Below are 24,134 nucleotides of genomic sequence, written 5' to 3'. Positions count from 1 at the left end.
GGCGACGTCATCGCACATTTCGGACGACGAGGGCGACGCCCGGCGGCGCCGAGCCTTGCCCCGGCGGGCCGGACGCGCCAAACCCTTTCTCCGCAGTCGAGGCATACCAGCGAGGCGCTCTCCCGATGACCGATCTTCCGACCGAGATGGCCTACGTCCGGGCCGACGGCGCCGGCGAGCCGGACGTGCTCGGCCTCGCGCACGGGCCGCTCCCGGAGCCGGGCGAAGGCGAGGTGCTGGTCGAAGTCGTCGCGGCCGGCGTGAACCGCCCGGACGTGATGCAGCGCAAGGGCATGTACCCGCCGCCGCCCGGCGCTCCCGAGACGCTTGGCCTGGAGATCGCCGGCCGGATCGTCAAGCTCGGCGCGGGCGTGACAAACTGGGCGATCGGCGACGCCGTCTGCGCGCTGATCGCCGGCGGCGGCTACGCCGAATACGCCGTGGCGCCGGCGGCGACCTGCCTCGCGGCTCCCAAGGGCCTCACGCTGGTCGAGGCGGCGGCGGCGCCGGAGACCTTCTTCACGGTCTGGACCAACGTATTCGAGCAGGCCGGCCTCAAATCCGGCCAGCGCTTCCTGGTGCACGGCGGGACGAGCGGCATCGGCACGACCGCGATCCAGCTCGCCAAGGCCCGCGGGGCCACGGCCTACGCCACCGCCGGCGGCGCCGACAAGGTCGCCTTCTGCGAAAAGCTCGGGGCGGCGAAGGCGATCGACTACCGCACCGAAGACTTCGTCGAGGTGCTTAAGGCCGAGACCGGCGGCAAGGGCGTCGACGTCATCCTCGACATGGTCGGCGGCGACTACACCGCCCGGAACCTGAAGTCGCTGGCGTTCGGCGGCACTCTGGTGCAGATCGCCTTCATGCAGGGACCGAAGGTGCAGATCGACCTGACGCCGATCATGCTGAAGCGCCTCACCCTCACCGGCTCGACGCTCCGCGCCCGGCCGATCGCCCAGAAGGCCGCCATCGCCGAAGCGCTGCAGCGCGAGGTCTGGCCACTGATCGAGAGCGGCGAGGTCAAGCCCGTGATCCACGCCACGTTCCCGCTGGCGGAGGCCGCCGAGGCCCACCGCCTGATGGAGGGCAGCTCGCACATGGGCAAGATCATGCTGACGACGGGCAAAGCCTGAAGCCCTGGGTTTGCTCCCGACGCCGACGGTTTGCGCCGCCGGCGCACCCACCCGCGCCGCCATGGTCCGGTTCGACTGGACCATCCATGTTCGACATGGCGCTCGACGCCTGAGCTAGGTTCTCCGGTCAGGCCGGAGGACCCACGGCGGAAAGCGTCTCGAGGTCATTGTTCTCCGAAGCCGCGCCCGTCGGATCGCCGATCCCCCCCAAAAGACTCGCCTTTCGGCGCATCCGCCTTAGCTCCTCCGCGCAAGAGCCGACGCATGCCTAGGTCCGCCGTCCATCCCGACGGGCCGCTGAGGCGCGTCCGGCGTTCAATCTTGAGGCGACACGCGACATGTGCGGAATCTGCGGCGAATTCACGTTTCTCGGTCAGCCGGCCTCGGTCGAAGCCGTGGCGGCGATGGCCGGCTGCATGGTCTCCCGCGGGCCTGACGGCGAGGGCATCGTCGCGCGCGGCCGCGTGGCGTTCGGCCACCGGCGGCTGAAGATCATCGATCTCAGCGAGAAGGCCGAGCAGCCGATGGTCGATCCCGACCTCGGCCTGACCATCGTCTTCAACGGCTGCATCTACAACCACAAGGAGCTCCGGGCGGAGCTCGAGGCCAAGGGCCACCGGTTCTTCTCCGACGGCGACACCGAAGTGATCGTCAAGGGCTGGAAGCAGTGGGGGACGGAGCTGCCGAAGAAGCTGTTCGGCATGTTCGCGATCGCGATCCACGAGCGCGACACGGGCCGGGTGATCCTCATCCGCGACCGGCTGGGCATCAAGCCGCTCTATGTGTCCGAGGGCGCGGGCCGAGTGCGGTTCTCCTCCTCGCTGCCGTCGCTGCTGAAGGCCGGCGGCGTCGACACCACGATCGATCCCGTCGGCCTCAACGCCTACATGACATTCCACTCGGTGGTTCCGGCGCCCCGCACCATCCTGTCCGGGGTCCGCAAGCTGCCCCCGGCGACGATGCGCATCTACGAGCCGGACGGACGCACCAAGGAGGAGGTCTATTGGGCCGTCTCCTACGAGCGTTCCGCCGCCGACGTCGCCCGCTCGTTCGACGAGTGGCGGAGCCAAGTGCACGAATCCTTACGCACCGCGGTGAAGCGCCGCATGGTGGCGGATGTGCCGGTCGGCGTGCTGCTGTCGGGCGGCGTCGACTCCAGCGTCGTGGTGGCGCTGCTGTCCGAGCTCGGCCACCAGAACGTCGAGACCTTCTCAATCGGCTTCGAGGCCCGGGGCGGCGAGGAAGGCGACGAGTTCAAGTACTCCGACATCGTCGCCGAGAAGTTCGGCACGACGCACCACAAGATCCGGATCGAGGAGCGCCGCATGCTGGACGCGCTTCCCGGCGCGATCCAGGCCATGTCCGAGCCGATGGTCAGCCACGACTGCGTGGCGTTCTACCTGCTGTCGGAAGAGGTGCGGAAGCACGTCACCGTGGTGCAGAGCGGCCAGGGCGCCGATGAGATTTTCGCCGGCTACCATTGGTACCCGCCGGTCGCCGCCTCCAACGCTCCGGCGGCCGACTACGCCAAGGCGTTCTTCGACCGGGACAACGCCCGCTACAACGCCCACGTCACGGAGCAATACGCCACCGCCGACCACGCCCGCGCCTTCGTCGAGGAGCACTTCGACATGGCCGGCGCGGACGACGCGGTCGACAAGGCGCTCCGCCTCGACAGCACCGTGATGCTGGTCGACGACCCGGTGAAGCGCGTCGACAATATGACCATGGCGCATTCGCTGGAAGCGCGCGTGCCGTTCCTCGACCATGAACTGGTCGAGCTCGCGGCCCGCATTCCCGGCGAGCACAAGCTGGCGGACGGCGGCAAGGGCGTGCTCAAGGATCTGGCCCGGCACATCGTGCCGAAGGAGATCGTCGACCGGCCGAAGGGCTACTTCCCGGTGCCCGGCCTCAAGTATCTCGAAGGCCAGACGCTCGAGATGGTCCGTGACGCTCTCAGCAGCCAGGCCGCCCGCGAGCGCGGGCTTTTCCGCGCGGAGTATCTCGAGACGCTGTTCGACGATCCGGCGGCTCATATCACGCCGCTGCGCGGGTCCGAGCTCTGGCAATGCGCGCTGCTGGAGGTGTGGCTTCAGACCCACGGCGTCTGAGCGCCGTCGACCGACCACGAACGAGAGAGCCGCACATGATCGTTTCGGGAGAGTCCGCAGCCGTCGCCTATCGCAACGGACGGGGCCTTGCAGGCGAAACGCAGGAGGGGACCATGACCCGCACCACCGACGCGATCGTCGACTGTGGCTGGGGCCGGCTGCTGTTCGCCCAGACGTTCGCCGACCCCAGGGCCCTGGCCGAAGCGCTGCGCGAGGAGGGGCCGGACGCCCGGGACATCGCGGTCTACGTGGACGATCCGCACGTTCTGCTCGCGCAGGCGCCGCTGGAGCTGTTCCTCGATCCCAGCCACATGTTCCGGCTCGATCTCACCGCCTACGAGCCCTCGAAGCGCGGCCAGCGTGCGTTCGTGGTGCGCCGCGTGGAGCAGGCGCGCGACGCCGAGGAGATCAACCGCATCTATGCGGCGCGCCATATGGTGACGGTGCGGCCGGACTTCTTCGACCGCGCCCGCGAGGACGACGTCGTGATCCACCTCGTCGCCGAGGACGCCCGGACCCACGCCGTCATCGGCACCGTCACCGGCGTCGACCACGGCCGCGGCTTCGGCTGCGCCGAGAAAGGCTCGTCGCTGTGGTGCCTTGCGGTCGACCCCCAGGCGTCCCACCCCGGCGTCGGCGAGACGCTGGTGCGTCGCCTTGCGGAGACGCTGCGGGACCAGGGCGCGCTCTGGATGGACCTCTCGGTCATGCACGACAACGCGCAGGCGATCGGCCTCTACGAGAAGCTCGGCTTCGCCCGCATCCCGACCTTCTCGGTGAAGCGCAAGAACTCGATCAACGAGCGCCTCTTCATCGGCGACCAGGGCGCCGAGGGTCTCAACCCCTACGCCAAGCTGATCGTCGACGAGGCGCGCCGGCGCGGAATCGGCGTCGACGTAACGGACGCCGAGGGCGGATTCTTCCGCCTAACCCACGGCGGCCGCTCCATTCTCTGCCGCGAGTCTCTCAGCGAACTCACGACCGGCGTCGCCATGTCGATCTGCGACGACAAGGCGGTGACCCGGCGGGCCGTATCCCGCGCCGGCGTCACCGTGCCCGAGCAGATCGAGGCCGACGACCGCGAAAAGATCGAGACCTTCCTCGCACGCCATGGCGCCGTGGTGGTGAAGCCCGCGCGCGGCGAGCAGGGCCGCGGCATTGCGGTCGGACTCGAGACCGTCGCGGACGTGGAGGCTGCGGTGGAGCGCGCCAAGGCGTTCTGCGACCGCGTGCTGATCGAGCAGATGGCGGAAGGCGAAGACCTGCGGCTGATCGTCATCGACTTCAAGCTGGTGGCCGCCGCCGTGCGCCGCCCGGCCCAGATCACCACCGACGGCCGCTCGACCATCCGCGCGCTGATCGAGGCGCAGAGCCGTCGCCGTTCCGCCGCGACCGGCGGCGAAAGTCAGATCCCGATCGACCCCGAGACCGAGCGCTGCGTGAAGGCGGCGGGCTTCGCGCTCGACGACGTCGCGCCGCCGAACCAGACCATCGCCGTCCGCAAGACTGCGAACCTCCACACCGGCGGCACGATCCACGACGTCACGGGCGTTGTGCATTCCGCCCTCGTGGAGGCGGCGGTGAAGGTGGCCCGCGCCATCGACATCCCCGTCGTCGGCGTCGACCTGATGGTGCGCGCGCCGCACGAGCCGACCTACGCCTTCATCGAGGCGAACGAGCGGCCCGGCCTCGCCAACCACGAACCGCAGCCGACCGCCGAGCGCTTCGTCGACCTGCTGTTCCCGCTGTCGATGCCGGCGGGCGTGCGGCGGATGGGGCTGGGGTGACGGCCGTCAGCTCGTGGTATTGAGGCCTCTCGAATCGCTCCCAACCGCGGAGACCCCATGCCGCGTCTCGACGTCGACATCGACTACCTGGGCGACCAGCTCAAAGCCCTGCTCAAGATCCCGAGCCCGTCGGGCTTCACCGACACCATCACCCACGCGGTGGTCGACGAACTGCAGCGGCTCGGCGTCGAACCTGAAGTCACGCGCCGCGGCGCCATCCGCGCCCGGCTGAAGGGCCGGGCGAAGGATCCCTCCCGCGCGCTGATCGCCCATCTCGACACGCTGGGCGCACAGGTGAAGTACCTCAAGCCGAACGGACGGCTTGAACTGGTGCCGATCGGCAGCTGGTCCGCCCGCTTCGCGGAAGGCGCGCGCTGCACGATCTTCACCGAAGCCGGCGCCTACCGCGGCTCCATCCTGCCGCTGAAGGCGTCGGGCCACACCTACGCCGACGAGATCGACACCCAGCCGACCGGCTGGCCCTACGTCGAAGTGCGGGTGGACGCGCTGGTGCGCGATGTGCCGGACCTCAACCGGCTCGGCTTCCACGTCGGCGACGTGGTCGCGATCGATCCCGAGACCGAGTTTCTCGAGAACGGCTTCATCGTCTCGCGCCACCTGGACGACAAGGCCGGCGTCGCGATCCTGCTCGCCACGCTGAAGGCGGTGATCGATTCGGGCAAAAAGCCCGCGGTCGACACTTGGTGGATTTTCTCTATCGCCGAAGAGGTCGGCGTCGGCGCCTCGGCGGTGCTCCCGCACGACGTCGCCGCCATGGTGACGATCGACAACGGCACCACCGCGCCGGGGCAGGCGTCGGACGAGTTCGGCGTGACCATCGCCATGGCCGACCAGACCGGCCCGTTCGACTACCACCTGACCCACGAGCTGATCCGGCTCGCGCGCGACAACGACATCCGCCACCAGCGCGACGTGTTCCGCTACTACCGCTCCGACAGCGCCTCGGCGATCGAGGCGGGCGTCGACGTGCGGACGGCGCTGGTCACCTTCGGCATCGACGCCAGCCACGGCTACGAGCGCATCCACATGCACGCGCTGCGCTCGCTGGCCGAACTGATGACGGCCTATGTGACGAGCGCGATCGACATCAAGCGCGACGCCAAGGCCGTCGGCTCCATCGAGGGCTTCCCGCACCAGCCGATCGAGCCGGCCGAGCCCGACATCGAGCCGGGCGAGCAGCTGCCCGCGGAGGGGTGAGGTCTCGGCCGCTGAGGCGGCGGTGATCGAGTGCGCGCTTCGAGACCGCCCCCGGGCCTCCTTAGCATGAGGACGTCGGAGAAAGCTCAGGTCCCCTCATGCTGAGGAGCCTGCCGCAGGCAGGCGTCTCGAATCACGCAGCGGGCAGAGCCCAGCCGCGACGTCGCATGGTTTGCCTCGCGGCCCGGCTCGTCTATGAAGGGGCCGCCGCGGGCGAGAGGTCTGCCGGCCGAGCCGAAGACGCCGCCATGAACGACGCGACCCCCGATCCGCTGACCGACATCCGCCGTGAGATCGACCGGATCGACGAGGCCATGCATCGTCTGCTGATGGAGCGCGGCGCGGTCATCGACCGCCTGATCGCCATCAAGCGCACCTCGCAGACGGGCTCGGCGTTCCGGCCGGGACGCGAGGCGGACATGATGCGGCGGATCGCGGACCGGCATGAGGGCCGCCTGCCGCTCGCGACCGCCGAGCATCTGTGGCGCACCATCATCGCGACCTTCACCCACGTGCAGGCGCCGTTCACGCTGCATGTGGAGCAGGGTCCCGAGGCGCTTGCGATGCATGACCTCGCCCGTTTCCACGTGGGCTTCGACGTGCCGCTGGAAGGCCACGCCATACCGGGCCGCGTGGTGGAGGCAGTGCGCGCCTCGACCGGCGACCTTGGGCTCGTCCGCCTGGAGCCGCAGCCTGCCGGCGCCTGGTGGGACGCGCTCGGCGGCGAGGGACCGCAGGTCATGGCGCGCCTTCCCTTCCTACCGGCGGAGGGCCATCCCGCCTCGACCCCCGCGCTTGTGATCGCCCGGCCTCTTGGGCCGGGGAGCACGAGCGAGGTGTCCGTCTGGGCGGTGCATGACGACGGGGACCTCCACCTCGGCTCCAAGGTCGAGATTCTGGCCGGGGTGACGCGCAACGGCGTCCGCAACCGGCTCGTCGCCGTTCCCGGCGCGGAGGCTCCCGCGCCGAACGCCCTTCCGCTCGGCGGCTATGCGCAGCCGGCCGCGGCACGCTGATCCCGTTTCACGAAAGCCGTTCCCGATGACGTCCGCGTCTCCCGCCGCCCTCACCCCTGCCGATCGCCCGACGCCCCGCGCGGGCGCGCTCGCGATCGAGGCCTATGTGCCCGGCAAGAGCAAAGCGCCGGCGGGCGTGAAGCTCCACAAGCTCTCGTCCAACGAGACGCCGCTCGGCGCGAGCCCGCGTGCGATCGAGGCGTTCCGGGACGCGGCCGGCCATCTCGAGATCTACCCGGACGGCTCCTCCACCGCCCTGCGCGAAGCGATCGGCCGCGCCTATGGGCTCGATCCGGCGCGCATCGTCTGCGGCGCGGGCTCCGACGAGATCCTGTCGCTGCTGGCCTACGGCTACCTCGCCCCGGGCGACGAGGGCGTCTTCACCGAGCACGGCTTCCTCGTCTACCGGATCGCGATCCTCGCCGCCGGCGGCGTTCCCGTGGTCGCGCCCGAGACCAACCTGACGGCAGACGTCGACGCCATCCTCGCCTGCGTCACCGAGCGCACGCGCATCGTCTATCTGGCGAACCCGAACAACCCGACCGGCACCTACCTGCCGTTCGACGAGGTGAAGCGGCTCCACGCGAACCTGCCGGGCGACGTGCTGCTGGTGCTCGACGCGGCCTACGCGGAATATGTCCGCGCGAACGACTACGCCGCCGGGATCGAGCTCGTCAGCGGCTCCGAGAACGTGGTGATGACGCGCACCTTCTCGAAGGTGCACGGCCTCGCGGCGCTGCGCATCGGCTGGATGTACGGCCCGGCGCCCGTGGTTGACGTGCTCAACCGCATCCGCGGGCCGTTCAACCTGTCGGCGCCGGCGATCGCGGCCGGCGCGGCGGCGATCGCCGACCGCGCACATCTGGACGCCTCCGTTGACCACAACGCCCGTTGGCTGGCGACGCTGACGGGAGAGATCCGCGCGCTCGGTCTCGAAGTCACGCCGAGCGTCGCGAACTTCGTGCTGGTGCATTTCCCCGAGACGCCGGGCCGCACCGCGGCGGAGGCCGACGCCTTCCTCACCGCCCGCGGCGTGATCCTGCGCGCGGTCTCCTCCTATGGCCTGCCGCACGCGCTGCGGCTGTCGATCGGCTCGGAGGAGGCGAATCGCGCCGTGCTCGACGGGCTGAAGGCTTTCCTTTCGGCCGACGCCCGTGGCTGACGCGCCTCTGTTCGACCGGGTCGCGATCATCGGCCTCGGCCTGATCGGCTCCTCGATCGCCCGCGCGGCGAAGGCAGGCGGCCTCGTCGGAACGCTCGTCGCCGTCGACCGGGACCCGGCGGTGCGCGCCCGCGTCGCCGAACTCGGCATCGCCGACGTCGTCGCGGAGACCGCGGCGGAGGCGGCCGAAGACGCGGACCTTGTCATCGTCTGCACGCCCGTCGGCGCCTGCGGCGCCGTCGCGGCCGAGATCGGGGCGCGGCTCAAGCCTGGCGCGATCCTCTCCGACGTCGGCTCGGTGAAGGGCGCTGTGGTGCGTGACATGGCGCCCCACGTGCCGCCCTACGCCACCTTCGTGCCCGCCCATCCGATCGCCGGCACCGAGGATTCCGGCCCGGACGCCGGCTTCGCCGAGCTGTTTCGCGGGCGCTGGGCGATCCTCACGCCGCTGTCGCCGGCCGATGCCAGCGACGTGGCGCGGCTCGGCGCCTTCTGGGAAGGCATGGGCGCGATGGTCGACACCATGTCGGTGGAGCATCACGACCTGGTCTTCGCCATCGTCAGCCACGTGCCGCACCTGATCGCCTATAACATCGTCGGAACGGCCGCGGACCTCGAGGAGGTGACCCAGCAGGAGGTGATCAAGTACTCGGCCTCCGGCTTCCGCGACTTCACGCGCATCGCCTCCTCCGACCCGACCATGTGGCGCGACGTGTTCCTCAACAACCGAGAGGCTGTGCTGGAGGTGCTCGGCCGCTTCACGGAAGACCTCACGGCGCTGCAGCGCGCGATCCGCTGGGGCGAGGGCGACGCGCTGTTCAATCTGTTCACCCGCACCCGCGCCATCCGCCGCTCGATCGTCGAGCAGGGCCAGGACACCGCCGCCCCCGACTTCGGCCGCAGGGCGACAGCGCCCGCGAAGGACTGAGGGGTGGCCGGCTGGGGCCTGGCGGCGCCTCTTCCCCCTCCCCCTCGCGGGGAGGGCCGGGGTGGGGGTCGCGCAGGATCTGGCGCCTCGATCTTGCGAGCAGCGCTGTGGGCCGCCGAGCGATCCATCCTGAACCACCCCCACCCCCGGCCCTCCCCGCAAGGGGGAGGGGAGAGCCGCAGCGGCGGGTGAGGGAGCGTCCGGCCTCCGGGCGCGCTCCGGAGCGCGCCGATGCCTGAGCTTCCCGAGGTCGAGACCGTCCGCCGGGGGCTCGCGCCGGTCATGGAAGGCCGCCGCATCCTGAACGTGGACGCGCGCAGGCCCGACCTGCGCTTTCCCTTTCCCGAACGGTTCGCGGCGAGGCTCAAGGACCGCACCGTCACGTCGCTGGGACGCCGGGCGAAATACCTGCTGGCCGACCTCGACGACGGTGAGGTCCTGGTGATGCACCTCGGCATGTCAGGCTCGTTCCGCATTCTTCTTCCCGAAGCGGAGGTCGCGCCGGGCGCCTTCCACCATCCGCGCTCCAAGGCCGCGACCCACGACCACGTGGAGTTCGCCTTCGAGGGCGGCGCCACGGTGACCTACAACGACCCCCGCCGCTTCGGCTTCATGACGCTGTCGCCGCGCGCGACCCTCGAGGCGCACCCGCTGTTCCGCCATGTCGGGATCGAACCGCTGGGCAACGCGCTCGACGGCGCCCTGTTGCTCCGCCTGTTCGGGGCCAAGCAGACGAGCCTCAAGGCCGCGCTGCTCGACCAGCGGCTGATCGCGGGCCTCGGCAACATCTATGTCTGCGAGGCGCTGCACCGGGCGAAGCTGTCGCCGACCCGCGCCGCGGGGACGCTGACGATCAGGAAGGCCAATCTCCTCGCCGAGGCGATCCGCACGGTGCTGGAGGAGGCCATCGCCGCCGGCGGCTCGACGCTGCGCGACTTCGCCCACGCCGACGGCGCGCTCGGCTACTTCCAGCACTCCTTCCGCGTCTACGACCGCGAAGGCGAGCCCTGCCCGACGCCGGGCTGCCGCGGCGTGGTCCAGCGCATCGTGCAGACGGGACGCTCGACGTTCTTCTGCGCGCAGTGCCAGAAGTAACCGATCGGGGGCTCCACGCGCGTCGTGCTCCGGCTCGACCGGAGGACCCATCGTCGACGTCGAGCGCCACGTCGGACATGGATGGTCCGGTCAAGCCGGACCATGACGCGCTATAATGGACTTGCTCCCTTCACGGCCTAACGCCGCCATTGCTTCCAGAGGGCCTCCATGACCGACGCTCCGTACGAAACCCTGCTCGTCGAGACCCGCGGCGCTGTGGGGCTGATCACGCTCAACCGGCCGAAGGCGCTGAACGCGCTGAACGCGCGGCTGATCGAGGAGCTGGCGCTCGCCTTCGAAGCCTTCGAGGCGGACGACGCGGTGGGCGCGGTGGTCGTGACCGGGAGCGAGAAGGCGTTCGCAGCGGGCGCCGACATCAAGGAGATGGCCGAGAAGACCTACGCCGAGGCCTTCCTCGAGGACTTCGGCGCGGGCTGGCGGCGGATCACCTCCTGCCGCAAGCCCTCGATCGCGGCGGTCGCGGGCTACGCGCTCGGCGGCGGCTGCGAACTCGCCATGATGTGCGACGTGATCTTCGCCGCCGACACCGCCAAGTTCGGCCAGCCCGAGATCACCCTCGCCATCATTCCCGGCTTCGGCGGCACCCAGCGGCTGACGCGGGCCGTCGGCAAGGCCAAGGCCATGGACCTGATCCTCACCGGCCGGATGATGGACGCAACTGAGGCCGAGCGCGCCGGACTCGTCGCCCGGGTCGTCGCGCCCGAACGGCTGGTGGACGAGGCGGTGGAGGCGGCGGCTAAGATCGCCTCGTTCTCGCGCGTCGCCGTGCTTGCCGCCAAGGAGGCGGTGAACGTGGCGCAGGAGGCGAGCCTCGCCGAGGGCGTGCGCTTTGAGCGCCGCGCCTTCCAGGCGCTGTTCGCGACCGACGACCAGACCGAAGGCATGGCCGCCTTCGTGGAAAAGCGGAAGCCGGCGTTCAAGAACAGGTAAACCTCGCCGACCCGACTTCCGCGTCATCCCGGGCGGCCGCAGGCCGCGCCGGGATCGTCGTCAGACGCATCGCCTTTTCCTCATTCCCCTCCCGTCATCCCGGCTCTCGCTCCGCTCGGCCGGGATGACGCCTGTCCTTCGTTTCGGCGCAACTCCTTGGATCTCCCCTTCGAAATTCTCGCGCTCTTCGCCGTGGTGGGCCTGCTCGCCGGCGTGGTGGACGCCATCGCCGGCGGCGGCGGGCTGGTGACCGTGCCGACGCTGCTGCTGGGCGGTCTTGACCCGGTGTCGGCCATCGCCACCAACAAGCTGCAGGGCGCGATCGGCACCGCCGCCGCCACCGCCCGCTTCGCCCAGGCCGGCATGCTGGACGCGCGGTCCCCGGCGACGTGGAGCCTCGCGGCCGCAGCCTTCGCCGGGGCGGTCGCAGGCGCGGCGCTGGTCTCATTCGCGCCCGTCGAGCTTATGCGCGCCGCCCTGCCCTTCCTGCTGATCGCGGTCGCGCTCTACTTCGCCTTCGGTCCGCGGCTGTCCGACGTCGATGGTCGGGCGCGGCTGGGGCCCGTCGCCTTCGCGCTCGGCGTCGCCGCCCCCATCGGCGCCTACGACGGCCTGTTCGGCCCCGGCGCGGGCGCCTTCTACATGATCGGGCTCGTGGGACTGGCGGGCCTCGGCGCGGTGAAGGCGGTGGCGCGCACCAAGCTGCTGAACCTCTCGTCCAACCTCGCCGGGCTGATCGTGTTCATTTTCGCCGGCCATGTGGTGTGGTCGGCCGGCCTCGCCATGTCGGCCGGAACCCTGGTCGGCGCACGGCTCGGCGCCGGGCTCGCGCTGAAGCACGGCGTCGGCTTGGTGCGCCCGCTCGTCATCGTCGTGGCCCTTGCCCTCAGCCTCCGCCTCATGCTGGACTCCGGCCACCCGGTGGGGGCGCTCCTGCGGACGATGATCGCCGCGACGCCCTGAACGACGCCCGCCGGCCGCGTCGCTGGACGCCTTCCTTTCCGCCGCTCATTCCAGCGGCGACGTCGCTCGTCCCGTCACCATGCGCCGGCGGCTGCGGCCGACCGGCCAGCGAAGGAACGCGCCCATGAAGATCAGCGCTCGCAACCAGTTCAAGGGCAAGGTCGTCGAGGTCACCAAAGGCGCGACGACCGCGCATGTGAAGGTCGACATCGGCGGGCAGGTGGTGACGTCCTCGATCACCAACGCCGCCGTGGACGATCTCGGCCTCGTGGTCGACTCCGAGGCCTACGTGGTGATCAAGGCCTCCGACGTGCTGGTCGCCGTCGAATGATCAGGCTCGCGACGGCCGTCGTTCTCCTCGCTCTCGCTGCGGCGCCGGCGCTCGCCGCCGAGACCGGCGGCTGCGGCGCTTTCGCCTGGCCGATCGAGCCGGACAAAGCCCTGCTGGCCGCCGCTCCCATGGCCGAGAGCGGCGCGCGGCTGGATCTCCCGCGACCCGCCGCCGTGCGCCTCGTGCTCACCGACGCCGCCAAGGCGGGCTTCGAATTGCCCCCAGGCAAGCCGGCGGCGCCCTCGGCTCCCGCCGGCGTGCTACGCTTCGAGGCCAGGACCGGCCTCTACCAGATCACCACGACGGAGCGGGTCTGGATCGACGCGGCGCAGGCCGGCCGGTTGCTGGACGAGGTTGGATTCTCCGGCGTGCTCGACTGCGAGGGCGCGCGCAAATCCGTGCGGTTCCAGCTCCAGGACGGACCCGCGACGATCCAGATCAGCGGCTCGCCGTCGCGCACCCTTGGGATCGCGGTGACAGCCCTGCCAAAGTGAACGGATCGCGGCCCTGATCGCGCCGCAATCCGCGCGCGACGTCGAGCCTCCGAACCGTCTGCGGGACCTCGCCGATGACGCCGCGCCGCGTGCTGACCAGCCTCGCCTTCGCCGGCGTCCTCCTCGCGGCGACGCCGGCGCTCGCCCGAACTTTTCACCACTGGTTTCCCGGCTTCGCGCGGGCGGCGCTGCCCCCCGGCGAGACGCTGCCGGAGATCGCGGACCTGCCCGTCGTCGCCGTCGCGCCGCGCGCCGGTCCGCCGCGGGCGGCGGTGGTGCTGATCACCGGCAGCGGCGGCTGGGCCGAGCTCGACCGGAAGCTCGCCGCCGGCTTCGCGGCCGAAGGCGTCGCCACGCTCGGGATGGACAGTCTGCGCTACTTCCTCGCGCCGCGCTCCCCGGACGAGGTGGGCGCCGACGTCGGCCGCATGATCGAAGCCGCCCGCCGGGTCTGGGGCGTCCAGGACGTAGCGCTTGTCGGCTACTCCTTCGGCGCCGACACGGTCCCTGTGGCCTACAACCGCCTTCCGCCGGCCGACCGGGCCGCGGTGCGCACCGTCGCCATGCTCGGCCTGTCACGCACCGCGGATCTCGCGATGGGCGTCGCCAAGATCGTCGCGCAGATCGACGGCTACCCGCAGTCGACGGCGGCCGAGGTCGCGCGCGTCGCGCAGGCCGCGGAGCGACCGGCGATCGTCTGCGTCTATGGCGAAGAGGAGCAGGCGGAGGGCCGCACGCTATGCCCGTCGCTCGACTCGTCGCGCGTGCGGTTGATCGAGACGGCGGGCGGCCATCATTTCGACGGCGATTACAACGCCCTCGCCCGCGCCGTGGCGGCGACGCTGAAGCGCGCCTGAGCCGTTGCAAACGAGCGGGAGCCCGCGTATAAGCCCGGCTTCCGCGCGTGCCCGGCCGGTTATGGGCTGCCGTGGCGCGCCCCTCAACTGCTCGAAGCCTCGGGCTTGGCCGGTCTCCCTCCAGGATGACGGGTCGATCGCCGGAGGCTTCTCCTCATTCGGAGAGCGAAATGCCCAAGATCAAGTCCAAGTCGGCGGCGAAGAAGCGTTTCCGCTTCACCGCGACCGGCAAGGTCATCTCCGCCCAGGCCGGTAAGCGCCACGGGATGATCAAGCGCACCAACAAGCAGATCCGCAACCAGCGCGGCACGACCATCCTGACCCCGCAAGACGCGCGGATCGTCCGGACGTTCCTGCCCTACGGCTGACGCGTCGACGCTGTTCACAGCGCTCATCCCGATCACCTGAGACGAGAGATTTAGACCATGGCTCGCGTTAAACGGGGCGTTACGTCCCACGCCAAGCACAAGAAGACGCTCGACGCCGCGAAGGGCTTCTACGGCCGTCGCAAGAACACGATCCGCGCGGCGAAGGCTGCCGTCGATCGGTCGATGCAGTACGCCTACCGCGACCGCAAGAACAAGAAGCGCACTTTCCGCGCGCTCTGGATCCAGCGCATCAACGCCGCGGTCCGGGAGCACGGCCTGACCTACTCGCGCTTCATCGACGGCCTCGCCAAGGCGGGCATCGAAGTCGACCGCAAGGTGCTCTCGGATCTCGCGATCCACGAGCCCGCCGCCTTCGCCGCGATCGCGCTGAAGGCCAAGGACGCGCTTCCGAAGGAAGCCGCCTCGGCGTGATCCTCGGGGCGGCCCGTCCGGCGCCGCTCCTTCTGATCCAAGCTCGTCGTCATGCCCCGGCGCGTCCGGGGCATCCACAGCAGCCGTAAAACTCCACGTCGCCGGTGGATCCCCCGGACAAGCCGGGGGATGACGTTGCGTTTCAGGCCCGGGCGACGAACCCGGCCGAACGGAAGCGGCGTCTCGCATGACCGACATCGACAGCCTCAACTCCCTCGAAGCCGACGTGCTGGCGCAGGTCGCGGGCGCGTCCGACGAAGCGGCGCTCGAGGCCGTGCGCGTGGGCGCCCTCGGCAAGAAGGGCTCCGTCTCCGAGAAGCTGAAGACGCTGGGCGCCATGAGCCCGGACGAGCGCAAGACCTTCGGGCCTGCCCTCAACGCGTTGCGCGACCGCGTCGCGTCTGCGCTGGCGGACAAGAAGGCCGCGCTCGCCGACGCCGCGCTCGAGGCCCGGCTCGCGTCCGAGCGTCTCGACGTCTCGCTGCCTGTCCGCGAAGGCGGTCTGGAGACTGGCCGCATCCATCCGGTCAGTCAGGTGATGGACGAACTCACGGCGATCTTCTCCGCCATGGGCTTCTCGGTCGCCGAAGGTCCGGACATCGAGACCGACGAGCTCAACTTCACCGCGCTGAACTTCCCCGTCGGCCACCCTGCACGCGAGATGCACGACACCTTCTTCCTTCCCGAGAAGGCGGACGGCGAGCGTCTGCTGCTGCGCACGCACACCAGCCCCGTGCAGGTGCGCACCATGCGGAGCACGCAACCGCCGATCCGCGTGATCTGTCCCGGCCGCACCTACCGCTTCGACATGGACCAGACGCACACGCCGATGTTCCATCAGGTCGAGGGCCTCGTCATCGACAAGGAGGCCCATCTCGGCCACCTGCGCTGGGTGCTCGAGGAGTTCCTCAAGACCTTCTTCGAGGTGCCCTCGGTCGAGCTCAGGTTCCGCCCTTCGTTCTTCCCCTTCACCGAGCCCTCGATGGAGGTCGACGTCCGCTGCCGGAAGCTGCCCAACGAGGTCCGCATCGGCGAGGGCGACGACTGGCTCGAGATTCTGGGCTGCGGGATGGTGCACCCGAACGTGCTGCGCAACTGCGGCGTCGATCCGGACGTCTACCAGGGCTTCGCCTGGGGCATGGGCATCGACCGCATCGCCATGCTGAAGTACGGCATGCCGGACCTGCGCGACCTGTTCTCCGCGGACGCCCGATGGCTCAGCCATTACGGCTTCCGTCCGCTTGATTTCCCGACGCTCGCGGGCGGGCTGAGTTCGTAGGGCGCGTCATCCCGGACGGCCGCAAGGCCGATCCGGGATCGTTCGCCGTGAAAGGCGCCTTTTTCTGACGACGATCCCGGCTCTGCGCTTCGCTTCGGCCGGGATGACGCCCTGAGGGCCAACCCACATGAAATTCTCCCTCTCCTGGCTGAAAGAGCATCTCGCCGGCGACGCCGATCTGGTCGCCGTCACCGAGACGCTGACCCGCGTCGGGCTCGAGGTCGAGCATGTCGAGGACAAGGCGGGCGACCTCTCGGCCTTCGTGGTCGGCCACATCCTCGACGCCCAGCGCCATCCGAACGCGGACAAGCTGCAGGTCTGCTCCGTCGACGTCGGCAAGGGCGCGCCGCTGCAGGTGGTCTGCGGGGCGCCGAACGCGCGCGCGGGGCTAAAGGTGGTGTTCGCCGCGCCCGGCACGGTGATCCCCGCGTCCGGCGTCAAGCTCGGCGCCTCCGAAATCCGCGGCGTCGCCTCCGGCGGCATGCTGTGCTCCTCGCGCGAGCTGGGCCTGGGCGACGAGCACGACGGCATCATGGAGCTGCCCGCCGACGCGCCCGTCGGCCGCCCCTTCGCGCCGCTTGTCGGCCTCGACGACCCGGTCATCGAGATCGCCGTCACGCCGAACCGGCCGGACTGCCTCGGCGTCCACGGCGTCGCCCGCGATCTCGCCGCGGCTGAGATCGGCGAGCTGATCGAGCCGCCGGCCCGCACCGTCCGGGGCGCGTTCCCCTGCCCGACCGCCGTGCGCTTCGACTTCGGCGACGCCGAGCCGCTGTCGCCGTTCTTCGCGCTGCGCCTGGTGCGCGGCGTCAGGAACGGGCCCTCGCCCGAGTGGCTGCAGCGCAAGCTGAAGAGCATCGGCCAGAAGCCGATCAACGCGCTCGTCGACGTCACCAACTACCTGACCTTCGACCGCGGCCGTCCCCTGCATGTGTTCGACGCCGCCAAGGTGAGGGGCGACCTCGTCGTCCGCCGCGCGCGGGCCGGCGAGAGCGTCGTCGCGCTCGACGGCAAGACCTACGCGCTCGACGAGACCATGTGCGTCATCGCCGACGACGGCGGCGTCCAGTCGATCGCCGGCGTCATGGGCGGCGCGGCGACCGGCTGCGACGCCTCGACCACCGACGTGCTGGTCGAGAGCGCGCTGTGGGACGCGCTCAACATCGCCCGCACCGGCCGGTCGCTCAACGTGCACTCCGACGCCCGCCACCGCTTCGAGCGTGGCGTCGACCCGGCCTTCGCCCTGCCCGGGCTGGAGCTTGCGACCCAGCTCATCATCGACATCTGCGGCGGCGAGGCCTCCGAGATCGTCACCGCCGGCGAGGTGGTCGAGCGCGATCTGATCCTCGAGTTCCCCGTCTCCGAGGTGAAGCGCCTCGCCGGCCTCGCCGTCACCCCGGCCGAGGTCAAGGTCCCGCTCCACCGGCTCGGTTTCTGGGTCACCGGCCAGGGCGAGCTGCTGAAGGTCGCGGTGCCGAGCTGGCGTCCGGACGTGTCGGGCAAGGCCGACATCGTCGAGGAGGTGGTGCGGATCATCGGGCTCGACCGCGTGCAGGCGACGCCGCTGCCGGCCGGCGCCAGCGTGGGCGGAGCGAAGCTCAGCCCCGTGCAGCGCCGCGCCCGCACCGCGCGTCGGACGCTCGCGGCCCGCGGCATGGTGGAGGCCGTGACCTGGTCCTTCGTCTCCAAGGCGCAGGCCGACGGCTTCGGCGGATCGAAGCCGGAGCTTGCGCTCGCCAACCCGATCGCCGCCGACCTCTCCGACATGCGCCCAAGCCTGCTGCCCGGCCTGATCGCGGCCGCCCAGCGCAACGCCGATCGCGGCCTGCCCGACGTCGCCTTGTTCGAGGTTGGGCAGGTGTTCTGGGGCGACCGTCCCGAGGACCAGAAGATCGCCGCGACCGGCCTCCGGCGCGGGACCGCCAAGGCGCGCGGCGCCGGCCGCCAGTGGGGCGAACCGACCGCGGCGGTCGACGCCTTCGACGCCAAGGGCGACGCCCTCGCCGTGCTCGCGAGCCTCGGGCTGCAGGCCTCGGCCGTGCAGATCGCGCAAGGGTCCGCGCCGGCATGGTTCCATCCCGGACGTTCGGCTGCGCTGCAGCTCGGCCCCAAGGTCGTGCTCGGCGCCTTCGGCGAGCTGCACCCCCGCACCCTGGCGGCGCTCGGCGTGTCCGGCCCGCTGGTCGGCTTCGAGCTCATCCTCGACGCGCTGCCGCAGCCAAAGGCGAAGCCGACGCGGGCGAAGCCGCCTTTCGAAGGCTCGGCCTTCCAGCCGCTCTCCCGCGACTTCGCCTTCGTGGTGGACCGCGACGTGGCCGCAGGCGAGCTGATCCGCGCGGCGCAGGCCGCGGAGCGGAAGCTCGTGACCCGCGTCGACCTGTTCGACCGCTACGAAGGACCCGGCGTGCCGGAGGGCAAGGTCTCGCTCGGCCTCGCCGTCACGCTCCAGCCGCGCGAGAAGACGCTGACGGACGCCGAAATCGAGGAGATTTCCGCCCGCATCGTCGCCCAGGTCGCCAAGGCCACGGGCGCGACCCTGCGGGGCTGAGGCCCCGCATCAAGTCTCCGTCAGGCGCGCTCCCGGCGTCGCCACCAGCTTTGCCGCACAAAGCCTTGACCTACTCATGGTCAGGCGCCCCCCCGTCTGCGCGCAAAGTACAAGCCGTGAGCCGCTTGAGGCGGCGCGGCGCCGCAGCATAAGGTGGCGCATGAGCAAAGCCCGCCGCGGTCACGAGCGGGCGGAACCGACGCCCGGGAGGCGAGCGACATGTCCGAGAAACTGCACCCCGTTCCTCAGGAGTGGGCGACGCGCGCCCATGTGGACGCCGCGAAGTACGACGCGGACTACGCCCGCTCGATCCAGGATCCCGACGGCTTCTGGGGCGAGGTCGGCAAGCGGCTCAACTGGATCACGCCGTTCACCAAGGTGAAGAACGTCTCCTACGCGCCCGGGAACGTCTCCATCAAATGGTACGAGGACGGCGCGCTCAACGTCGCCGCCAACTGCGTCGACCGGCATCTCGCGACTCGCGGCGACCAGGTCGCGATCCTCTGGGAGGGCGACGATCCGAAGGACTCCAAGGCGATCACCTACCGCGAGCTGCACGAGCAGGTCTGTCGCTTCGCGAACGCCCTGAAGAGCCGCGGCGTGAAGAAGGGCGATCGCGTCACGATCTACCTGCCGATGATCCCCGAGGCGGCCTACGCCATGCTCGCCTGCGCCCGCATCGGCGCGGTGCACTCCATCGTGTTCGGCGGTTTCTCCCCGGACAGCCTGGCGAGCCGCATCGAGGGCTGCGCCTCGAAGGTCGTCATCACCGCAGACGAAGGCCTGCGCGGCGGCCGTAAGGTGCCGCTGAAGGCGAACACGGACGCGGCGATCGCCAAGGTCGGCGGCGTCGACACGGTCTTCGTGGTCACCCGCACCGGCGCCGACGTGGCCTGGACCGAAGGCCGCGACATTCGCTACGAGGACGCGGTCGCGGAGGCGTCGCCGGAGCATGAGCCCGAGGCCATGAACGCGGAGGATCCGCTGTTCATCCTCTACACCTCCGGCTCCACCGGTCAGCCGAAGGGCGTGCTGCACACCACCGGCGGCTATCTCGTCTACGCGTCCTACACGCACCAGCTGATCTTCGACTACCACGACGGCGACATCTACTGGTGTACGGCGGACGTCGGCTGGGTGACGGGCCACTCTTACATCGTCTACGGCCCGCTCGCGAACGGCGCGACCACGCTGATGTTCGAGGGCGTGCCGAACTATCCCTCCACGTCCCGGTTCTGGGAGGTGGTCGACAAGCACAAGGTCAACATCTTCTATACCGCGCCGACCGCGATCCGCGCCCTGATGGGCGGCGGCGAGGAGCCGGTGAAGAAGACCTCGCGGGCCTCGCTGCGCCTGCTCGGCTCCGTCGGCGAGCCGATCAACCCCGAGGCCTGGGAGTGGTACTACCGGGTCGTCGGCGACAGCCGCTGCCCGATCGTCGACACTTGGTGGCAGACCGAGACCGGCGGCATCCTGATCACGCCGCTGCCCGGCGCGACCGACCTCAAGCCAGGCTCCGCGACCAAGCCGTTCTTCGGCGTGAAGCCGGAGCTGGTCGACGCCGAAGGCAAGGTCCTGGAGGGCGCCGCCGAGGGCAACCTCGTGATCGCAGACTCCTGGCCCGGCCAGATGCGCACGGTCTACGGCGACCACAAGCGCTTCGAGGACACCTATTTCTCGACCTACCCCAACAAGTACTTCACCGGCGACGGCTGCCGGCGCGACGCAGACGGCTACTACTGGATCACCGGCCGCGTCGACGACGTGATCAACGTCTCCGGCCACCGCATGGGCACCGCCGAGGTCGAGAGCTCGCTGGTGGCGCACGAGAAGGTGGCTGAGGCCGCGGTCGTCGGCTACCCGCACGACGTCAAGGGCCAGGGCATCTATGCCTACGTGACGCTCAACAGCGGCGTGGAGGGCGACGACGCGCTCCGTAAGGAGCTGGTCGCCTGGGTGCGCAAGGACATCGGCCCGATCGCGGCGCCGGACCTGATCCAGTTCGCGCCCGGCCTGCCCAAGACCCGGTCCGGCAAGATCATGCGCCGCATCCTGCGCAAGATCGCCGAGGACGACTTCGGGGCGCTGGGCGACACCTCGACGCTCGCCGACCCCGGCGTCGTCGAGGACCTGATCGACCAGCGCCAGAACAAGGCGAAGAGCCAGGCGGCCTGAGGGCTTCGCGCCGGCCATCCGGCGGCGCGCCATGATCTCCGGGCCCGGAAACGCCCGCACCCGGGCCTTGAAGGCCGCCCGGCGGACGCATCCGCGAGCCGCCGGGCACTTGCCCAAGACCAGAATTGGAACTCAGTCCCAACCACCGGTCGCCTCGTGTCTATCTAAAGGAAAACAATCCTTATTAAGCAACAGATCATCTCCAGCGGACGTTAATGCGACCTTTGTGCGCCCGCAGAGGATCGCTACACGTTGTTAGGCGGCCGTGAACCAGATGCGCTGTCTAATAGCGCAGTCGTCTTCAAGGTGATCGGGTTGCTCGGGTGCGTGGCATGGCGAAGAGGTGGTGGCTCGCTCTTGGGGCGTTCGCGCTGGCGGTCGCCGGCCCGCCGTTGGAGGCCCGAGCGCGCGAGATCGTGCCGTTCGACACCGACGCCTACAGCGCCGGCACCATCGTGGTCCGCAACGCCGAGCGCGCGCTCTACCTCGTCGGCGGCGACGGCCGGGCGATGCGCTACCGGGTGGCCGTCGGCAAGCCCGGCAAGCAGTGGTTCGGCTCCGCGTGGATCAAGGGCAAGTACGTCCAGCCGGCGTGGTCGCCTCCGGAGGAGGTGCGCCGCGACAAGCCGAACCTGCCGGACGTGATCCCCGGCGGCAGCCCCAGGAATCCCATGGGCCCGCGCGCGCTGCTGCTCGACCGCGACCAATACGCGATCCATGGGACCAACCGCCCGAAGTCGATCGGCACCTACGCGTCCTACGGTTGCATTCGCATGCGCAACGAGGACATCGTCGACCTATACGAGCGCGTCCGCGTAGGCGGCAAGGTCGTCGTGGTCCCCTGACGGCGCCGCGACGGCCTCACCCCAGGGCCGTCAGATGCCGCAGGGGCCGGCCGGGCGCGAGCCCCTCCGCCGCCCGGACGAGGCCCTGCGCGTCGATGCCGAAGTGGCGGTAGAGGTCGGCGATGGTTCCGGTCTGGCCGAAATGCTCGACGCCGAGCGCCCTTACCCGATGGCCGCAGACCGACCCGAGCCAGCCAAGCGTCGCCGGATGGCCGTCGATCACCGTCACCAGCGCGCAATGGCGCGGTAGGCGGCCAAGCAACCTTTCCGCCAAGGACGACGCCTGCGCGACCCCGCGCTCGCGCGCCCGCTGGGCGGCGGTCCAGCCCGCCATCAGCCGGTCGGCCGAAGTGACGGCCAGCAGGCCGACGTCGCGACGATCGCCGGCGATCAGGCCCACGGCCTCGATCGCCTCCTTCGCGACCACGCCCTGGTAGGCGATCACCACCTCGCAGTTCGGGCCGGGCTCGCGCCACCAGTACGCGCCATCGACGATCTCGCCCGCGAGCTCCGGCGTCATCGTCCGCTGCGGCTGCTCCAGCATTCGGGTGGAGAGCCGGAGGTACACCGAGCCGCCGGTCTCCTCACGCTCCCAGTCCGCCACGCCGGACTTGCCGTCGCGCTGCACGTAGTCGAAGGCGAAAGCGAGGATCGCGGCGAGTTCGTCGGCGTAGGCCGGCTCGAAGCTCGCGAGCCCGTCCTGCGCGAGGCCGATCAGCGGGGTCGCGATCGACTGGTGCGCGCCGCCCTCCGGCGCGAGCGTCACCCCCGAGGGCGTCGCCGCCAGAATGAAGCGCGCGTCCTGGTAGCAGGCGTAGATCAGCGCATCGAGGCCGCGGGCGATGAAGGGATCGTAGAGCGTGCCGACCGGGATCAGCCGCTCGCCGAACAGGGAGTGCGACAGTCCCAAGGCGCCAAGCGCCAGAAACAGGTTCATCTCGGCGATGCCGAGCTCGAGATGCTGGCCCTTCGGCCCGAACTCCCACTTCTGCGCCGAGGCGATGCGCTCCTCGCGGAACAGATCCGCCATGCTCTCGCGGGCGAACAGGCCGCGACGGTTCACCCAGGGCCCGAGGTTGGTGGAGACGGTCACGTCCGGCGAGGTGGTGACGATGCGCGCGGCGAGGGCGGTGTCGCCTTTCGCGAGCCCGTCCAGCAGCCGGCCGAACGCCGCCTGGGTCGAGGTCTCCGCCGGAATGTCGGCCTCGAGCCGGGCCGGCGCCGGAAGCTTCGCGCCGTCGTAGCGGCGGCGGCCCTGCGCGACGAAGGGGACGCTCTTGAGGAAGGCCTGCAGCTCGTCGGGCGGGATCGACAGGCCCTCGAACAGGTCCCACTCCCGGCCTTCGCGCACGCCCATGGACTGGCGTAAAGTCGCCATCTGGGCCGGCGTCATCAGACCGGAATGGTTGTCCTTATGGCCGGCGAGCGGCAGCCCGTAGCCCTTGATGGTGTAGGCGAGGAAGCAGACCGGCCGGTCGTGGTCGATCCGCTCGAAGGCCTCCAGCAGCGTCGGCAGGTCGTGGCCGGCGAGATTCGTCATCAGCGCCGCGAGCTCGGCGTCGGAGCGCCGCTCGATGAGGGCCGTGACCGCGCCCTGGTCGCCGATCTCGTCCAGCAGACGCTTGCGCCAGGCCGCGCCGCCCTGGAACGACAGCGCCGAGAACAGCTGGTTCGGGCAGCGGTCGATCCAGTCGCGGAGTTTCCCGCCGCCGGGCTCCGCGAAGGCCTCCTCCAGCAGGCGGCCGTACTTCAGCACGACCACGTCCCAGCCGAGGCCTTCGAACAGCGCCGAGATGCGCTCGTAGAGGCCCTCGCGCACCACCGCGTCGAGACTCTGGCGATTGTAGTCGATGATCCACCAGCAGTTCCGGAGCCCGTGCTTCCAACCCTCGAGCAGGCACTCGAAGATGTTGCCCTCATCGAGCTCCGCGTCGCCGACCAGCGCGATCATCCGGCCCTCCGGCCATTCGGTCCCCAGCCCCTTGGCGCGCAGGTAGTCCTGCGTCAGCGAGGCGAACACCGTGGCCGCGGCGCCGAGGCCGACCGAGCCGGTGGAGAAGTCGACGTCGTCCACGTCCTTGGTGCGTGAGGGATAGGACTGCGCGCCGCCGAAGGCGCGGAACGCCTCCAGCTTCTCGCGGGTCTGGTGTCCGAACAGATATTGGATCGCGTGGAACACCGGGCTCGCGTGCGGCTTCACCGCGACCCGATCCTCGGGGCGCAGCGCGGCGAAGTAGAGCGCCGTCATAATCGTCGCGAGCGACGCCGAGGACGCCTGATGGCCGCCGACCTTCAGCCCGTCCGACGGACGCCGATGGTTGGCGTTGTGGATCGTCCATGTCGCGAGCCAGAGCGCCTTGCGCTCGAGCTCCCGCAGCGACGCGAGCCGCCGATCTACCGCCTGCCCCACCGCCATGATCTTGCGTCCTGTTCCGGGTCTG

20 protein-coding genes are annotated in these 24,134 nt (G+C 70.3%); 19 read left to right on the top strand and 1 reads right to left on the bottom strand.

What is annotated here, in order from left to right:
- Nucleotides 1-125 precede the first annotated feature (125 nt).
- The 19 genes from JOD31_RS10880 to JOD31_RS10790 all read left to right on the top strand — a co-directional run bounded on the left by JOD31_RS10880 (nucleotide 126) and on the right by JOD31_RS10790 (nucleotide 21,693).
- Entirely contained in the window at nucleotides 126-1,133 is a 1,008-nt protein-coding gene (locus tag JOD31_RS10880; RefSeq protein WP_204950324.1) for an NAD(P)H-quinone oxidoreductase, read from the top strand.
- A gap of 338 nt (nucleotides 1,134-1,471) precedes the next feature.
- Nucleotides 1,472-3,244 (top strand): N-acetylglutaminylglutamine amidotransferase, encoded by a 1,773-nt coding sequence (locus JOD31_RS10875; RefSeq protein WP_204950323.1) that lies wholly within the window; start codon nucleotides 1,472-1,474, stop codon nucleotides 3,242-3,244.
- Between the two features lie 113 nt (nucleotides 3,245-3,357).
- Nucleotides 3,358-5,031, top strand: a complete 1,674-nt coding sequence (ngg, locus tag JOD31_RS10870) for an N-acetylglutaminylglutamine synthetase (protein WP_204950322.1) — start codon at nucleotides 3,358-3,360, stop codon at nucleotides 5,029-5,031.
- Between the two features lie 57 nt (nucleotides 5,032-5,088).
- Nucleotides 5,089-6,249, top strand: a complete 1,161-nt coding sequence (locus JOD31_RS10865) for an osmoprotectant NAGGN system M42 family peptidase (RefSeq protein WP_020187165.1) — start codon at nucleotides 5,089-5,091, stop codon at nucleotides 6,247-6,249.
- A gap of 248 nt (nucleotides 6,250-6,497) precedes the next feature.
- Nucleotides 6,498-7,265, top strand: coding sequence for a chorismate mutase (locus JOD31_RS10860; RefSeq protein ID WP_204950321.1), 768 nt, complete (start codon nucleotides 6,498-6,500; stop codon nucleotides 7,263-7,265).
- A 25-nt stretch (nucleotides 7,266-7,290) separates the two neighbouring features.
- Nucleotides 7,291-8,427: a pyridoxal phosphate-dependent aminotransferase gene (locus tag JOD31_RS10855; protein WP_204950320.1), complete on the top strand. Its 1,137-nt coding sequence runs from the start codon at nucleotides 7,291-7,293 to the stop codon at nucleotides 8,425-8,427.
- Nucleotides 8,420-9,355 (top strand): prephenate/arogenate dehydrogenase family protein, encoded by a 936-nt coding sequence (locus JOD31_RS10850; RefSeq protein WP_204950319.1) that lies wholly within the window; start codon nucleotides 8,420-8,422, stop codon nucleotides 9,353-9,355. Before JOD31_RS10855 ends, JOD31_RS10850 begins: the two co-directional genes overlap by 8 nt.
- 231 nt (nucleotides 9,356-9,586) lie before the next feature.
- Nucleotides 9,587-10,450, top strand: a complete 864-nt coding sequence (gene mutM / locus JOD31_RS10845) for a bifunctional DNA-formamidopyrimidine glycosylase/DNA-(apurinic or apyrimidinic site) lyase (protein ID WP_204950318.1) — start codon at nucleotides 9,587-9,589, stop codon at nucleotides 10,448-10,450.
- A 168-nt stretch (nucleotides 10,451-10,618) separates the two neighbouring features.
- Nucleotides 10,619-11,401, top strand: coding sequence for an enoyl-CoA hydratase (locus JOD31_RS10840; protein WP_204950317.1), 783 nt, complete (start codon nucleotides 10,619-10,621; stop codon nucleotides 11,399-11,401).
- Nucleotides 11,402-11,557: 156 nt separating this feature from the next.
- Complete coding sequence (locus JOD31_RS10835) at nucleotides 11,558-12,364, top strand: TSUP family transporter (RefSeq protein ID WP_204950316.1); 807 nt, start codon at nucleotides 11,558-11,560, stop codon at nucleotides 12,362-12,364.
- Nucleotides 12,365-12,488: 124 nt separating this feature from the next.
- Nucleotides 12,489-12,695, top strand: a complete 207-nt coding sequence (locus JOD31_RS10830; RefSeq protein ID WP_204950315.1) for a TOBE domain-containing protein — start codon at nucleotides 12,489-12,491, stop codon at nucleotides 12,693-12,695.
- Nucleotides 12,692-13,189 carry a hypothetical protein gene (locus JOD31_RS10825; RefSeq protein WP_204950314.1) on the top strand — a complete coding sequence of 166 codons (498 nt, stop codon included), beginning with the start codon at nucleotides 12,692-12,694 and terminating at the stop codon, nucleotides 13,187-13,189. The genes JOD31_RS10830 and JOD31_RS10825 overlap by 4 nt, the downstream gene beginning before the upstream one ends.
- 74 nt (nucleotides 13,190-13,263) lie before the next feature.
- Nucleotides 13,264-14,046, top strand: coding sequence for an AcvB/VirJ family lysyl-phosphatidylglycerol hydrolase (locus JOD31_RS10820; protein ID WP_204950313.1), 783 nt, complete (start codon nucleotides 13,264-13,266; stop codon nucleotides 14,044-14,046).
- 170 nt (nucleotides 14,047-14,216) lie between these two features.
- Nucleotides 14,217-14,414 carry a 50S ribosomal protein L35 gene (rpmI, locus tag JOD31_RS10815; RefSeq protein ID WP_020187175.1) on the top strand — a complete coding sequence of 66 codons (198 nt, stop codon included), beginning with the start codon at nucleotides 14,217-14,219 and terminating at the stop codon, nucleotides 14,412-14,414.
- Nucleotides 14,415-14,471: 57 nt separating this feature from the next.
- Nucleotides 14,472-14,846: a 50S ribosomal protein L20 gene (rplT, locus tag JOD31_RS10810; RefSeq protein ID WP_020187176.1), complete on the top strand. Its 375-nt coding sequence runs from the start codon at nucleotides 14,472-14,474 to the stop codon at nucleotides 14,844-14,846.
- Nucleotides 14,847-15,033: 187 nt separating this feature from the next.
- Nucleotides 15,034-16,125 (top strand): phenylalanine--tRNA ligase subunit alpha, encoded by a 1,092-nt coding sequence (gene pheS, locus JOD31_RS10805; RefSeq protein WP_204950312.1) that lies wholly within the window; start codon nucleotides 15,034-15,036, stop codon nucleotides 16,123-16,125.
- Nucleotides 16,126-16,252: 127 nt separating this feature from the next.
- Nucleotides 16,253-18,673 (top strand): phenylalanine--tRNA ligase subunit beta, encoded by a 2,421-nt coding sequence (pheT, locus tag JOD31_RS10800; protein WP_204950311.1) that lies wholly within the window; start codon nucleotides 16,253-16,255, stop codon nucleotides 18,671-18,673.
- Nucleotides 18,674-18,892: 219 nt separating this feature from the next.
- Nucleotides 18,893-20,848, top strand: a complete 1,956-nt coding sequence (gene acs, locus JOD31_RS10795) for an acetate--CoA ligase (RefSeq protein ID WP_204950310.1) — start codon at nucleotides 18,893-18,895, stop codon at nucleotides 20,846-20,848.
- Between the two features lie 332 nt (nucleotides 20,849-21,180).
- Nucleotides 21,181-21,693, top strand: coding sequence for a L,D-transpeptidase (locus tag JOD31_RS10790; RefSeq protein WP_204950309.1), 513 nt, complete (start codon nucleotides 21,181-21,183; stop codon nucleotides 21,691-21,693).
- 16 nt (nucleotides 21,694-21,709) lie between these two features.
- On the opposite strand, the gene JOD31_RS10785 is transcribed toward JOD31_RS10790, so the two are convergent.
- Nucleotides 21,710-24,109, bottom strand: a complete 2,400-nt coding sequence (locus tag JOD31_RS10785) for a transketolase (protein WP_204950308.1) — start codon at nucleotides 24,107-24,109, stop codon at nucleotides 21,710-21,712.
- Between the last annotated feature and the right edge of the window lie 25 nt (nucleotides 24,110-24,134).

It is taken from the genome of Methylopila capsulata, assembly GCF_016907975.1.
GTDB classification, from domain to species: domain Bacteria; phylum Pseudomonadota; class Alphaproteobacteria; order Rhizobiales; family Methylopilaceae; genus Methylopila; species Methylopila capsulata.
This window is presented reverse-complemented; position numbering and strand designations above follow the sequence as displayed.